The sequence below is a fragment of the Gorillibacterium massiliense genome (assembly GCF_000455485.1).
GTDB lineage: Bacteria > Bacillota > Bacilli > Paenibacillales > NBRC-103111 > Gorillibacterium > Gorillibacterium massiliense.
Window position 1 is genome coordinate 36,234 of sequence record NZ_CBQR020000025.1, and the last position, 13,770, is coordinate 50,003.

Here is a 13,770-nt window from a genome sequence, read left to right on the forward strand (position 1 = left end):
TATCGGGTCTCCTAATCAGCACAAGTCTTTATTAATTATTTTCTAATCATTTTTTTAATAAGAACGCATATCTGCTATTCAATGCCAGTTTTGTGAGATATAATAGAAAACTAAGGAAGGAAATTTATTTGTTGGGTCGGTGATGACTGATGTTTCACAGAACCGGTATCGTCCGCGAAATGGATTCCTTAGGAAGAATTGTATTGCCCAAAGAATTACGGGACAGCATGGCAATTTCCGAAGGTACGCCAATTGAGATTTTTTACGGTGACACAGGTGTCATCCTCCGGCAATACCGAACCACCGCCTGCTTATTTTGCAGTAGTTCGGATCACTTGATCCTGTTTCGCAACTTCTATATTTGCGAGGATTGCCGAAGCCAAGCTGTCTTACCCTTAAAGAAGAGACACAAACGCGATGATCTGGAATCATCACTCCGCGAGGCTATGCGTAACAACCCTGGATCGACCCAGAAGGAACTGGCCCAAATGCTGGGGATTTCCCAAGGCAGAGTTAGCCAGATCAAAAAAGTGATGGACAGCCGCGCTGCTGAATCCGCCGATCGCGTTGTTGAAACCGGATAAAACATCCGATTATTTCCACCGCCTTCCAGGCGGTTTTTTATTTTCAGCTTGTCGAATTGCGGAAAATGGCAAGATACGATATGGTAGGATAGGGCTTAGTCAATTAGCAGAATGGAGAGTCTTGCGATGTCTTACCGATTTGAGGAATGGATTGACTGGCTGTTGACTACGGCTAATCTTAGCGGCCCTTCCGTACTATTGCTAACGATTCCACTAGCGATTATTCAAGGCTTGTTCGGTGTATTCCCGTTTGCCACCCTAGTTTTCATCCACATTGCGGTCATGAATGTTACAGCCGGCTTATTATCCAGTTGGTTGGCGGGAACGGTAGCGTCCATCGTCGTGTATTTCATCTGCCGCTTTTTTTTCGCCGATTGGATCAACCGGAAATTCGCCAAAGGCTTGGCTAAATATGGAAAATGGCAGCATTATATCGATAAGTATGGCGTATGGGCGATTATTTTTTTGAGAACAGTGCCGATTGTTCCTAATAATGTGATCTCGTTTATGTCTGCCATTTCGAATATCAAGCTGGTTCCTTACATATGGTCGAATATCCTGGGCAACTTGTCTAGTATTTTGCTCTTCGGAATCCTTAGTTTGTCTGTGGTTCAGACGGATGTCAACATCACGGTCTTCATTGTTTTATATGCGATTTTTCTAATGATTCTCATCGCGATCTTCTTTATTAGGCAGCATGTCGTCTCCCGGAAACAAAGTTCATAATTCCATAATAAAACAGTATTGGCGGCACAGAGGAAAATACCGTGAGATGAAGAATAGTGTTAGCGATGGAAAATAAACGATAAAGGGGAATACAGTGTGACGGAAAGAAAAACAGTCGGGAAAAAAAAGGATTACACAATGCCGATTATTATAACGGGGATTATTATTGTCTTTCTGGCGTTTGCTGTAATCGTGAAGCTGCAGCATTCCAGTGAGTTGAAAGGATTGCCTAATTATACGCAAATAAAAGGCGATTTCACTAAATTGGATATCGACTATGATAAGCAGCCTCATAAAGGGGATGCCGCCGCGAAGGTTAAAGTCGTTGAATTCGCCGATTTCAAATGTCCGATGTGCAAAAAATGGGAAGAGCAATTCATGGATAAATTTCAGAAGGATTTCATCGATACCGGCAAAGTACAGCTTTACTTCATGAACTATGCTTTTATTGACCGGGATTCGATCCTCGCAGCCAGTGCCGGGGAAGCCATCGCCAAGCAAAACAACGACAAGTTCTGGGAATATTATACGAAGCTCTTTGCCAATCAAGGCGACGAGAAGGAGATTTGGGCCACTCAAAAGTTCATTTTGAATTTTGTGAAGAAGAACATATCGGGAATCGACTACAATCAGTTTGAAAAAGACCTCAAGAATAACACATATGGGTACGATGTAAAGCTGGATTATAAAATAGCCGGGCATCTTGGCGTCAACGGTACCCCGCAGCTTATGGTTAACGGCAAGCTCTTGCCGAACGCCTTCGATTATAACGCGATTAAAGCGGCTATTGAGCAGGAACTGGCAAAATAGTTAGCGGGTTGACGTGAACCAGTATATTCCATGGGATATACTGGTTTTTCTTATGCGTCCGAAAAAGCAGGAGATTGGAGCAGCATAGAGAATCTTAATCGGATATCCTGATCAAGGGCGGGTTGTTTTATGAAGCGAACAATTCGATTTGCAATTTGGTTTGGCGTTTTGCTTGTTTGCGCTCTTTCGTTTATGTCTGGAAAATATGTCGGGGAGCATAAGCCAACCGGGCAGAAAGAGAAAGAAGCAGTAGCAGCAAATGGTACGCTAACCTCCACTCCAGTCGCCTCGCCCTCTCCCTCCGCTGTCGTGACTTCACCTGTTGGAGAGAATACGCCTCAGCCAACCGATGGAGGCGAGCAAGTGACGGCTGTTCGGGTGCCGGCGGGGAAATGGATTCTCGTCGACGGAGGCTATCAGCTTGCTCCTTCCGGTTCATTTATTCTGAAATACGAGGATCAAACCTTTTTTTCGAAGGATATGATTCGCGATCTATACGATACGGCGGAATACGGTGACTCCATTATCGTGAGAGGACTTCCGTTTCTTGGAAATAAGCTATTTGAAACATCGGGCATTGTGAATTTGAACCCGATTTTTAATAAGCTGAAAGAGAAATTAGAGGATAATATGAAAAAAGGGAAGATCGCTGAACTTACGGAGAGCTATGACGGTATGACGATTACATGGGGCGAGGTCGGACTCCAGCGGCTGGTGTTGAATTCTCCGCGCTACAGTACGATGCGGGGCATTCATGTCGGTTCTACCCGTGAAGATGTGCAGAAAGCATACGGACGTCTTGGTCAACCGGATGCCACATCCTGGAAGACATTTTTGGGTATAGCGGAATTCCAAGAGGGAGATGTGACAGAATTTATTTTTGAACAGGATATCGTGAAGGAAATTCGCTACGGCTGGAAGTAATAACAAATGGATGGAACTGTAAAGAAGGAGACAACAGGATGAAATTGCGATGGGGAATCATGAGTACAGCGAATATTGCCATCAGCCAAGTGATGCCGGGTATCCGGCAATCAGAGACGGGGGAATTGGCCGCAATAGCGAGCCGTGATAGGGCGAAAGCGAAGGAGGCCGCGGACACTTTCGGAATCGAAAAAGCTTACGGCAGTTACGAGGAGCTCCTTGCGGACGATGGGATCGATGCCGTTTACATTCCTTTGCCGAACCATCTTCATCTGGAGTGGACGCTGAAGGCCGCTGTGGCAGGTAAGCATGTTCTCTGTGAGAAACCGCTGGCTTTGACAGCGATGGAAGCGGAAAAGATGGTGGAGGCCTGTAGATCAGCCGGCGTTCATCTGGCGGAAGCATTCATGTACCGTCATCATCCGCATATGAGCCGCATCCGCGAGATCGTTGCAAGCGGCGAGATCGGCCAGTTAAGAGCGATTCGCGGTGCTTTTTCCTACAATAACGATAAAGACGCAGCCAACATCCGTTACCGTTCCGACTGGGGTGGCGGAGCGATTTATGATGTCGGCTGCTATCCTCTTAGCGCAGGCAGATGGATCACCGGCAAGGAGCCGGTGGCATCCACCGTTGTAGGTCAGTTTTCGCAAGGTCACGGCGACGTGGATATGATGGCATCCGGTCTGGTGGAGTTTCCCGACGGAGTCGCCTTGACTTTTGATTGCGGCATGTGGACTGCGAATCGGCAGTTTATGGAGATCGTCGGCTCCACAGGCAGTATCGATGTGCTGCATCCCTTCCGTAATGATGAAGGGCTGTCCACCCTGGTGGTGACGGTTCAAGGTGAGCGCCGGGAAGAGATCAGTGGGAAGTTGAACCGCTATGCGCTACAGGCGGATGATTTTGCCCGGGCTGTCACTGGGGAGAAAGCGCCGATCGTTGCGAATGACGATGCGATTTCCAATATGCGGTTGCTGGAGGCAAGCCTTCAGTCTGCAAAGACTGGTAAACGCATCGAGCTTTAAGCAAGCGGACGAGTGCAACGAGTTACAGTCTCTTGCGTTTATTAAATGTCAAGATTAGACATGCCAGTAGAAGCGCTGCAAGCGCGATGCCGGCTGACGCAGCCTCCGAGCTATTGCTCTGGGGCTGATTTGCTTGCTGCTGTCAGCCAAAGCCTCCAGGGTCTCCACCGCCGCCGAAACCGTACAGCTGCTGGATGATAGAAGGGTTAACGGATTTTACAATTCATGTACAGCAATTTCGGAACGGACAAGAAAACGCAAGTTGAGTGAAGTCTGTCCGATTCCTTTGGAGATATAGATCGGCCCGTTCTCCAGTTGATGCAACCCTTTGTAAATGCCGCGGGAGGGGAGGGCGCCTTTTGGAAAAAGCCGAAAATAGTAAGGAATATTGAACTGTTTCCCGTGAAGATGGCCGGCCAAAAGGAAGTGAAATCGTTGCTTAATCTCCAAGGCGACATTAGGATCATGGGTCATAACAATTACAGGTTTATCCCCCCGAGCGCCTCGGAAAGAAGCCGCCAAGTCATGATGCTTACTGCAATAGTCGTCGATCCCCACCAAGGTGAATGCATCGAAAGAAACGGATTCGTTCCGCAGTACGACGATCCCGTACTTTTCCAAAACGGTTAAAAGGGACTGCAGCCGCCGTAACCGGTAGTCGTGGTTGCCCAACACCGCATAGGCGGGGATGCCGCTGTCCCGCACTGCTTCCAGAAAGGGAATTAGCCGGAGCAAACTTCCGTCTCGCCTTGTAAAGTCGCCTGTCAGGCAAATTATGTCCGGTTTTTCCTGCTGCAGGTAATGGCGGATGACCCTGCTTTTGATGCGGTTTCGTTCTATATGGATATCGCTGATTTGTAAGATTTTTACGCCAATTCCTGTGCCGATATGAGTTCGCTCGATCTTAAGCCAGATTGTAGGGAACACAAACAGCAGATAAAACAGGATGATCAAGGCGCTGAAAGCTGCCAAATAGATGAAGATGGACATAATCGCCTCCGTTCCTGTTTCCGCTTAAAAAGATGATTTTTCCAATATAGCAGGCTTGTTGGCACGTTTCCATTAAACCGCCGAGGACAAACCTCATAGGCAGTGCACTTGTCTTGATGGTATAATTTTACAAAACCATTCAGGAAATGCAAATGCAGGAGGGGGAAGGTCGTTCATGGCAGCGAAACGGGAAGAATACAAGAACAAGCTGAACGAACTGGTGGAATGGGATGAATTTTTGCGGCAGCAATCGGGTTTACCTGGTCCACGGGCGAACTTGGAGCTGATGTACGCTGCAGCAGAAGAAGGGGATGAAGAACGTTTTCTTGGGTTCCTCGGCTATGAGGAGAATCATCCTGACGGAAATTCACCGGATGTTTTCGTGTTGATGTGCGGAATAGTAGGATTGGGCAAGCTGGCAGCTCAAGATGATCGTTCCTATTTGAAAAGGCTCCGGGCTTTTGCCAAGGATGAACGCTGGCGGGTTCGCGAAGGAGTGAGTATGGCCCTTCAGTTATACGGAAAGTCGGATATCCATGGAATGCTAACAGAGATGAATGATTGGGCGACAGGGAGTTTGCTGGAGCGCCGGGCAGTCGTCGCTGCTTTATGCGAACCGGCGCTATTAAAGGATCGTTCCGCAGCGGAACGGACAGTGCGGCTTCTGGACGCCATTACCTCGTCTTTGGTGGATGAAGGGAACAGGCGAACGGAAGAGTTGCGTGTTCTGCGGCAAACCCTCGGTTATGGCTGGAGCGTTGCCATTGCCGCATGTCCGGTGCCGGGCAAAGAGCTGTTCTTTCATTGGCTGACGTCCTCAGACCCGGATATACGCTGGCTGGTGAAAGAAAACTTGAGCAAATCCCGCTTGAAGAAAATGGATGCCGAATGGGTTGCGGAATGTATGCGCAATCTGGCTTCCTGATGGAAGCCGAAGCTGATCGACGAAGTTGCTAATCGACGAACTCTTCCACTTTTTCCGATAGAAACAATCGATATATGCGCACAACGATAACTTTTGCGGTCATATAGATGGGAATGGCAGCCAAGATACCGATCACCCCTAACACGTCACCGGCACTCAAGATTAAAACGATGGTCGTCAGTGGGTGGATGTCCAGTCTTCTGCCGTAGATGTTGGGCGCGAGCAGGTTCCCTTCAATTTGCTGGGCGATCAGGATGACAATCAGCACCCACAGCGCTTTGGTGGGCGAATCGATAAAGCCGACGATCAAACAGGGGACGGCTCCAATAAATTGCCCAATGTACGGAATCAGGTTGAAAAACAAAGACAAGGCAGCGAGCAGCAGGGCGTATGGCAGATGGATCAGTAAAAAGCCGATATACATCATGAGGGCTAGGAGGCTCGTGATGATGACGCGGCCAACGATATATCCGCTCAGCGCGGTATCGATCTCACCCAGCACCTCCAGGCTGTCCTTGCGATATTTTCGCGGGGTAATGTGGGCGATTTTGGTGGAAAGCTTGTCTCCTTCTTTTAGAAAATAATAGAGAATGAAAGGGACGGTAGACATCACGAAAATAAAATTGGTGACCACGGAGAGGGAGCGGGATAAATAATTGGTTACCGCTGTAATTCCGTTGCCCAGGTATCCCGAGAGGCGGGTGGAAAGCTCGGTTTCGTTAGTGCCGAAATAAGAGAGCAGCTTGTTATCTTGAAGCCCCTCGATCTGGTTGCGGAATTGATCCACCAGCGTTGGGAGGTTATTCACCAGGTTCTGAAGCTGGTTCAACAGCTTGGGCCATACCCCAATGGCAAGAACGGTGATGACGCCGGTCAGAACAAAGTAAATGAGCAGGATGGCAAGACTTTTGTTCATCTTTCTTTTAACGAGATAGCGGACAATCGGCCGCAAGATATAATAAAAGAAACCGGCAATCATAAACGGCATGACCAGGATGTTAAAGACGGATATGAGCGGATTGAACACAAAGCTGATTTTGGACAGCAAAAGGATGATCAGCAGTACGGCGATTATTTTCAGCGAGTTCAGCAAAAAACGGTTTTCCATTGGATATCCCTCTCTATTCCGCACTATAGTGAAGTTACCATGCGCTATATTTCGATTATTCCTATTCTTTACCCTTTATCGGCTGCTAATCATTCCTATGTGTAATTAACCGATTTTGACTGAACCTAATAGGTAACGATATAATAATAGAGTCGTTACTAAAATTGGGGGTGAATATCCAAACCCGTTATACGGGGGCGGAGAAACGTTTGGACGATGGTCTAGGCCTTATGTGGAGTATTCTTGGAATTGTATTATTGGTATTATTTAATGCCGTTTTCGTAGCGGCGGAGTTTGCTCTTGTGAAAATAAGAGGAACTCGCATTACACAGCTTGTGAACGAAGGGAATAAACGAGCCAAGCTGGCCCAGCATGTAACCGAGAATCTGGATGCCTATTTATCTGCATGTCAATTGGGCATTACCCTTGCTTCTCTTGGACTCGGCTGGGTGGGCGAACCCGCCATTGCGCATATGATCGTGGAGCCGCTTCTGCAAAAGCTGAACGCTTCCGAAGCGCTGGTGCACCCGATTTCACTGGCTGTCGCTTTTATCGTGATCACCGTGCTGCATATCGTACTTGGAGAGCTGGCACCGAAGTCAATCGCCATTGCCAAGGCGGAAGGGACGGCACTCTGGCTCAGCGGACCGCTTATGTTCTTCTATCGTACCGCATATCCGGCGATTTGGGTACTGAACGGCCTCGCGAATTTGTTTTTGAAGCTATTTAGGATACAGCCTGCGAACGAGCAGGATTCCGGCCATACGGAAGAAGAAATCCGCATTCTGATGAAGGAAAGCCAGAAGAGCGGTTTTATAAATGAAAATGAACTGCAGTTGGTGGAAAACGTATTCGACTTCTCCGACAGGCTAGCGAGAGAAGTGATGATTCCGCGAACGATGATGAGCTGTCTATATACCGACAATACCTTTGAGGAAAATTTAGAAATCATCGCGACAAGCGGCCACTCCCGCTTTCCGCTCGCTACCGAAGATAAGGATTATATCATCGGTTACGTGATGGCAAGGGAACTGTATCAGGCCGCGCTTCGCCAGGATCGGGACGCAACAGACCTCATTAGCTTGAAAAAGGACATTCCTTATGTACCGGAATCGATGGAGGTCAGCCAAGTGCTGCGGGTTATGCAGCGCTCCAAGGTGCAGATGGTCGTCGTTGCCGACGAATTTGGCGGTACAGCGGGTATTATCACCATGGAAGATTTGGTTGAAGAAATCTTTGGCGACATTCAGGACGAATTGAAGGTCGAGGAGCCTGACTTTGAACAGGTGGGAGACCATTATATCGTCGACGGCCGGCTTTTACTGGAGAAGGTCAACGAGATGTTCGCCATCGATATTGAAGAAGATGAGATCGACACCATCGGCGGTTGGATTTTCGACCAATTGGCTGAACAGCCGCAAGTGGGTCAGACGATTGTTTACGGCCACATTCAATTTGAAATCATCGAAGTCGAGCAACTGCGTATTCACCGTATACGTGTACGCGAAGTCGAGCCATCTGATTTGGTGGAAGATGCAAGTTGATCAAGATAGGAATGAGACGCCCATGCGCTGAGCATGGCGTCTTTTTTTTTCGCGAAAGGGGTTTCTCATTTGTCCATCTGGAAGAAAACGGGTAAACTGGAGTGGGTCCGTGAAACTCTGAATCTACCAGTTGAGGGAAATGATGTGAGATCCCATCACCTGCACAACGAGGAGGTTATCGCAATGTGGAAACGAATGCAGACGCTCGTTCTTTGCCTCTTGTTAGCCGTATCGCTCTCTGCTGTTGCCCCGCCGGTATCTCTTGAAGTTCATGCGGCGACATCGGCTGCTTCCTCATCTGTCAGTACGAATGTTGCTTTAGGCAAGCCCGTTACGGTTTCCAGCAACAAAACGGGGTATGACGGCGGAAAACTAACCGATGGAGACCCTTCATTAGCATCGCGTTGGGAAGCAAGCTCCATTCCGGCTACAGCAGTCATTGATTTAGGAACGACGTGTAAAATCAACAAAGCAACTCTTACGCTGCCCAATGACGGGTACGAGATGACGTTTTCGGTGGAAGGCAGCACGGATAATTCCCACTTTTCAACGCTAGTTCAGTCGGCATTTTATTCCTTTTCTAATGCGGACAACCAGAAGACAATCTCCTTTCCCTCTGCCAATGTCCGCTACGTAAAAATCTCGGTAACGCAAGCCAAGTATAATACGCCGAAATTTTCGGAAATCGAGATCTATTCCGACCCGTCGGCTCCAGATTTAGTGGTCACCGACATTTCGACGGAACCTGCCAAGCCAGTGGCCGGAGATGCTGTCCGGTTTATGGCAAAAGTAACCAACCAAGGCAAAACGGCTGTTCTTGCGGGCAGCGGGCAGCGGGTTATTTTCTCTTACGGGGGTACTCAGTTGGCGCAATCCACCCCTTATTCGGGTGTACTAAGACCTGGTGAATCGGCGACTATCAAAGCCGAGGGAACATGGCGCGCAGCGGCGTATACTTTGCCTATAACCGCCAAGGCAGACGGGAACGGGATGATCGGCGAGACGAATGAAAACAATAACGGGTATACGAAGTTATTCACTTTTGCCGGTAAGGTCTGGAGCAAGTCCTGGACGATTCAAGACGATATGGGCATCTACGATTTTCCCGAGGAGCTGATTAGCTACCCAATCACTCCACCGTCAGGAAAAGTAAAGAAAGAACATCTTAAGCTTACCCAATTCGGGAGCGAGACTCCCTTAGTCTATCAGCTGAGCCAGGTCAAGGAGAAAGACGGCTATCTGGTCAGTGCCGTCATCAGTTTTCGCACAGACCTGCGTAAATTTGCAAGCAAAGTGTTTGCCGTCCAAGCGGACGCCTCTTATAAGCCTGCGTTTCAGCAGCTTGTGAAGATCAAAGACAATAAGAACGGTACGGCGGTCATCGCCGCTAATGAACAGCAAGTGCTTGTGACCTATGGCACAAAGACCTACAGTCGCGGGGTATCCTTCGCCAGTGCAAATGCTCCAATTCTTGCCTTGGGCCGAGAGGGCGGCTCCCTCTTGGGGAAGGGACGTCTCTCCGCCTCATCAGACGTCACCGTTACCTCCGTCACCGGAAAAGTTCTGGAGCAGGGACCGCTGTTTATCACGTACAGCGTCGCATACAGTCTAGCCGGTGGGCGCAAGTACGAGATGAATCTGACGGTAGAGCATAATGAAGAGCACATTTTGGTGGATGAGCAGATGAACGGCATTTCCACAAAGGACAAACTATTCTTTTCCTTCTCATACCTAAATGGAATCAACCCTGACGGACGTCTTGTCATGCAGAACGGAGGCTATGCCAACGCGGCGGCAAGCTCCGGCAATTTAAGCGGAGGCTATGGAGCTAACGTCAACGACTCAGGGCAGCTCCCCTACCAATTAGGAATCTATAATCCAAATTCAGGGGGCTTGGATAAAGCTACCGTCTTCTGGAAAGACAGCGGAAAGAACGCCGTCTTGTTCTCAGTCCGTTCTTTGAAGGATTGGAAGACGAGTTCTCGATATGTTTGGATGGGCGTGGACAAGCCGGAAAATCTCTATTTTTATCAAACGGCCACCGACAAATATATGCAGCTTCAGCTGGCTGGAACGGAGCGCCATTGGGCGCTGGGCGTCATCCCCCGCAGTGAAGTCGTGATAGCCGAGCTGCCAAAAGATCCGGCAGTCGCCAGCGGGAGCAATGCGGTTCAGCCCCGTAGTTACACCGTGCAATCGACGCTCTCCGGCTATTTTGAAAAAAACATTCGAGGCTTCGGCGGCGGTCCTGAGGTGCGACTGGCTGAGAAGCTGAATGACTTCAGTCTGAACCGGTATAAAGATATGGTTTTTGATTTTCCGGAAGATTTGAGCAAGGGGTTGCACATTCCCGGCTCCCAATTTGCCGATGTCCAGTTGTCTTACCGAGAGTGGATTGGCGAGCATCTGGATCGCTATCAACTGCTGGCGGACCGGTATTGGGATTATTCCAGTGATTTAGGAGGCAATCATTTCGGCTGGTATCAGGAATCTGCCGCGGAATCTTATGCCAACAGCCGAGCCCTTTGGGCAGAGCAGGATCGCAAGCGCGCACGGGCGCTTCTCGTTTTTACCGCATACTTGATGGAAGACGACAATGCCATTCCCCATACCAGTATGCTGGGCGGACAGCCGAATTTTGAAATCGGGTATAAGCAGGGGCTCGGTCTTTTTCCCGCTGTTTTCGATAAGCATCCCGATGCTGTGCGCTGGAAGAATGCTTTCCTTGCCATGTGGAGCGAGTTTCTGGACAAATACGTACGAAAAGCGAACACAGGTGTGAATGCTTATGGCGGCCGTTTCTTTGAAAATATTTCGACTTACAATTACGCCAGCATGGAGAGCGCGTATAATGCAGGCTACAGTCTGAAACAATTTGACGGTACGGATATTTACAACAGCCCCAGCGCGCAGGATTGGCTGGAATGGAACTTGTACGCCATGATGCCAGATGCCGAGGACGGCCAAAGCATGGTTCCTCCTCAAGGGGCGCATTCCTGGAAAGAACTGCTTATGCCGGGCGGTCGGTGGTACAACATCTATTACGGTACGGCAAAATTGATGAAGAAAAGCGATCCGAAGCTGGCCGATGGCATTTTATGGACTTTGACCGGTGGGAAAGAAGGAAAGGAACCGGTTCTGGAATCCCGGCTTTATAAAGACTATTGGGCGATCTTGCGTTATGACGCAGGGGGGCCTCATGAAGCGTACCTGAACCTGCAGCAGCTGAACAACGGAAATAATTATCGCTGGGGCGGGGTTGACTCAAACGGGGATCTTTATTACACCTCCCAAGGCCAATCGTGGAGCTGGAACGGGGGAGAAGAGAACGGCGATTACCTTGACATCAACAATCTATCGCTCAGTAAAGCCTGTTCGAACTGCGGTTACGGCCTTCATAGTTCGACAGTGAGCAACGTATTGTATGATTTTGACTTCGCCCAATACTATCGAGCCGATTCCGACGATGCTTCTGATGCCCGGAAGACCGGATATCTTTCCCGGGGTGTGATGATGCTGCGTGACGACTATGTATCCATTTACGACGATATAAAGGGCAGCAAAGATTCACTATTCAACTGGGCGAACAGAGAGACGGGTTTGCTGAGCAACAAGTATTCAACGACTGACTTTACCGGTTCACCTCAGACCACGGTGGAACGAGCTCGGTTTCCTCTTGAGCAGTATTGGACCGTGATAACGGAGGGCAAACTCCCCTCGGCAGATCCTTTTTCGGTGCGCATGACAGGCAAGCTCAAGCCTCCGGCTTCGCAGGATTATCGGTTCAATATCAGCATCAGTTCGAACGATAGCGCAAAATTATGGATAAACGGCAAGCTGGTTGCCGATTCTTCAGGAGATTCCAGCACTCCGGTTACGCTAAAAGCGAATCAATATTACGATTTGCGCGTTGACTATGTCCATAAGAGCGGCAGGGAAGCGGCGTTCTCCGTGAAGTGGACGAGCAATTCCGAGTCCGGAAGCATCGACCGTTCCTGGCTCTTTCATGAGCTGCCCATGCCGAATATTTATACGATAAAGAATGGTCCGGGGGATGAGCACCATATCGTCGCTCCTAAGGCGATTCAGACCAAAAGCGCGTCATGGGGCGCCATTGTGAACGGGAAGGAGTACGTCTTCCAATCCGATACGACTCAAAATGTTTCCTCCGGAGACGGACCTGCGGCATTTAACGGCAAGATCGGTTATGCCCAGCAGGGCGAACTGGCTATCTTTGAGGGGACGAGCATCCGTTACGGCCAGTTTGGACTTGCCAGGAGTGGCGGAGATTTCGGAGTGAGCGCAAAGCTGACCGGAACGACACGAATCGATGGCCGCATTGCCGGGAAACAGGGAGGGACCGTCACGGTAACTTTGCCTAGCGGCGTGTCAGTCAGCGGCGCCAAAGTTTCGGTAAACGGCCAGCCTGTCAACTATAAGGCAACTGGTGGGCAAATTTCCTTTTCCGTAGACATAGCTCAGAAGGATGGCTATAAAACCTATCAGATTCTGCTGAACTCCAAATAGCGCAGGAGAAGAAAAAAGAAACGGCTCAGGCCGTTTCTTTTTTATGACAAGCTTGTTTATACAGTTACAGGCTTTATTCTTCGTTTTGCGAATCCGGGGACTCCTGTTGGCATTCTTCACAGACGCCGTATATTTCAAATCGATGGTTGATGATTTTATAACGGCCGGGAAGATTCAACTGCTGCTCCATTGGGCAGTAATCGAAAGTTAACGTTTTCTCGCAGTTCACACAGATGAGATGGTGATGATGGTGGGTGGTGCAGTTAGCTGTAAACTTCAGACCTCCATCGAGAAAGTAAAACTGCTCAAGGGCGCCCATTTCGCTCAGCATGCGGAGATTCCGGTACACCGTATCAAAGCTGACTCCCGGATATTCGGTGCGCAGCAGCTCGTATACATCTTTTGGAGACAAGTATCCCTCTGCCTCTGCAAATATACGAGACAGGGCACGACGCTGGTCCGTTATCCGAAGCCCGTTTTTCGACATGACGGCAATCATATCTTTGACGATTTGCGTTTCTCCCATTCTCAAAAATGCATCCCTTCATCTTGTTATGTCTTAATTGTGCCGCATATGGAAAGGGAAAGTCAAGGAGGCTGAGCT

At 49.0% G+C, this 13,770-nt stretch carries 11 protein-coding genes; 8 read left to right on the forward strand and 3 right to left on the reverse strand.

All coding sequences use genetic code 11. The features are described 5' to 3' along the window. Positions 1 to 179 precede the first annotated feature (179 nt). From TJ79_RS02830 to TJ79_RS02850, 5 genes are all read left to right on the forward strand, one after another. The gene (locus tag TJ79_RS02830; RefSeq protein ID WP_272944730.1) at positions 180 to 584 is read left to right on the forward strand and encodes an AbrB/MazE/SpoVT family DNA-binding domain-containing protein; all 405 of its coding nucleotides are present in this window, start codon (positions 180 to 182) and stop codon (positions 582 to 584) included. Between the two features lie 126 nt (positions 585 to 710). Further along, positions 711 to 1,310 (forward strand): TVP38/TMEM64 family protein, encoded by a 600-nt coding sequence (locus TJ79_RS02835; RefSeq protein WP_040948775.1) that lies wholly within the window; start codon positions 711 to 713, stop codon positions 1,308 to 1,310. 96 nt (positions 1,311 to 1,406) lie between these two features. Next, entirely contained in the window at positions 1,407 to 2,120 is a 714-nt protein-coding gene (locus TJ79_RS02840; protein WP_238322749.1) for a DsbA family protein, read from the forward strand. Positions 2,121 to 2,312: 192 nt separating this feature from the next. Then, the gene (locus TJ79_RS02845) at positions 2,313 to 3,044 is read left to right on the forward strand and encodes a hypothetical protein (RefSeq protein ID WP_155987748.1); all 732 of its coding nucleotides are present in this window, start codon (positions 2,313 to 2,315) and stop codon (positions 3,042 to 3,044) included. Between the two features lie 38 nt (positions 3,045 to 3,082). After that, positions 3,083 to 4,072 carry a Gfo/Idh/MocA family protein gene (locus tag TJ79_RS02850; RefSeq protein WP_040948777.1) on the forward strand — a complete coding sequence of 330 codons (990 nt, stop codon included), beginning with the start codon at positions 3,083 to 3,085 and terminating at the stop codon, positions 4,070 to 4,072. 216 nt (positions 4,073 to 4,288) lie between these two features. On the opposite strand, the gene TJ79_RS02855 is transcribed toward TJ79_RS02850, so the two are convergent. Beyond that, positions 4,289 to 5,062, reverse strand: a complete 774-nt coding sequence (locus TJ79_RS02855) for a metallophosphoesterase (RefSeq protein ID WP_040948778.1) — start codon at positions 5,060 to 5,062, stop codon at positions 4,289 to 4,291. A 175-nt stretch (positions 5,063 to 5,237) separates the two neighbouring features. On the opposite strand from TJ79_RS02855, the gene TJ79_RS02860 reads away from it, so the two are divergent. Further along, positions 5,238 to 5,987 carry a hypothetical protein gene (locus TJ79_RS02860; protein WP_040948779.1) on the forward strand — a complete coding sequence of 250 codons (750 nt, stop codon included), beginning with the start codon at positions 5,238 to 5,240 and terminating at the stop codon, positions 5,985 to 5,987. 28 nt (positions 5,988 to 6,015) lie between these two features. Here the strand turns inward: TJ79_RS02860 and TJ79_RS02865 are convergent, their stop codons facing one another. Further along, positions 6,016 to 7,095, reverse strand: coding sequence for an AI-2E family transporter (locus tag TJ79_RS02865; protein WP_040948780.1), 1,080 nt, complete (start codon positions 7,093 to 7,095; stop codon positions 6,016 to 6,018). Positions 7,096 to 7,325: 230 nt separating this feature from the next. Here TJ79_RS02865 and TJ79_RS02870 point away from each other — a divergent pair, with 230 nt between their 5' ends. Then, positions 7,326 to 8,639 (forward strand): hemolysin family protein, encoded by a 1,314-nt coding sequence (locus TJ79_RS02870; RefSeq protein ID WP_040948818.1) that lies wholly within the window; start codon positions 7,326 to 7,328, stop codon positions 8,637 to 8,639. A 183-nt stretch (positions 8,640 to 8,822) separates the two neighbouring features. Then, positions 8,823 to 13,166, forward strand: a complete 4,344-nt coding sequence (locus TJ79_RS02875) for a PA14 domain-containing protein (RefSeq protein WP_040948781.1) — start codon at positions 8,823 to 8,825, stop codon at positions 13,164 to 13,166. 73 nt (positions 13,167 to 13,239) lie between these two features. On the opposite strand, the gene TJ79_RS02880 is transcribed toward TJ79_RS02875, so the two are convergent. After that, positions 13,240 to 13,692 (reverse strand): Fur family transcriptional regulator, encoded by a 453-nt coding sequence (locus tag TJ79_RS02880; protein ID WP_040948782.1) that lies wholly within the window; start codon positions 13,690 to 13,692, stop codon positions 13,240 to 13,242. Positions 13,693 to 13,770 lie beyond the last annotated feature (78 nt).

Coding starts and splice junctions, on each gene's coding strand:
- TJ79_RS02830 (WP_272944730.1), top strand. CDS start 180: ATGGATTCCTTAGGAAGAATTGTATTGCCCAAAGAATTACGGGACAGC.
- TJ79_RS02835 (WP_040948775.1), top strand. CDS start 711: ATGTCTTACCGATTTGAGGAATGGATTGACTGGCTGTTGACTACGGCT.
- TJ79_RS02845 (WP_155987748.1), top strand. CDS start 2,313: ATGTCTGGAAAATATGTCGGGGAGCATAAGCCAACCGGGCAGAAAGAG.
- TJ79_RS02850 (WP_040948777.1), top strand. CDS start 3,083: ATGAAATTGCGATGGGGAATCATGAGTACAGCGAATATTGCCATCAGC.
- TJ79_RS02855 (WP_040948778.1), bottom strand. CDS start 5,062: ATGTCCATCTTCATCTATTTGGCAGCTTTCAGCGCCTTGATCATCCTG.
- TJ79_RS02860 (WP_040948779.1), top strand. CDS start 5,238: ATGGCAGCGAAACGGGAAGAATACAAGAACAAGCTGAACGAACTGGTG.
- TJ79_RS02865 (WP_040948780.1), bottom strand. CDS start 7,095: ATGGAAAACCGTTTTTTGCTGAACTCGCTGAAAATAATCGCCGTACTG.
- TJ79_RS02870 (WP_040948818.1), top strand. CDS start 7,326: ATGTGGAGTATTCTTGGAATTGTATTATTGGTATTATTTAATGCCGTT.
- TJ79_RS02875 (WP_040948781.1), top strand. CDS start 8,823: ATGTGGAAACGAATGCAGACGCTCGTTCTTTGCCTCTTGTTAGCCGTA.
- TJ79_RS02880 (WP_040948782.1), bottom strand. CDS start 13,692: ATGGGAGAAACGCAAATCGTCAAAGATATGATTGCCGTCATGTCGAAA.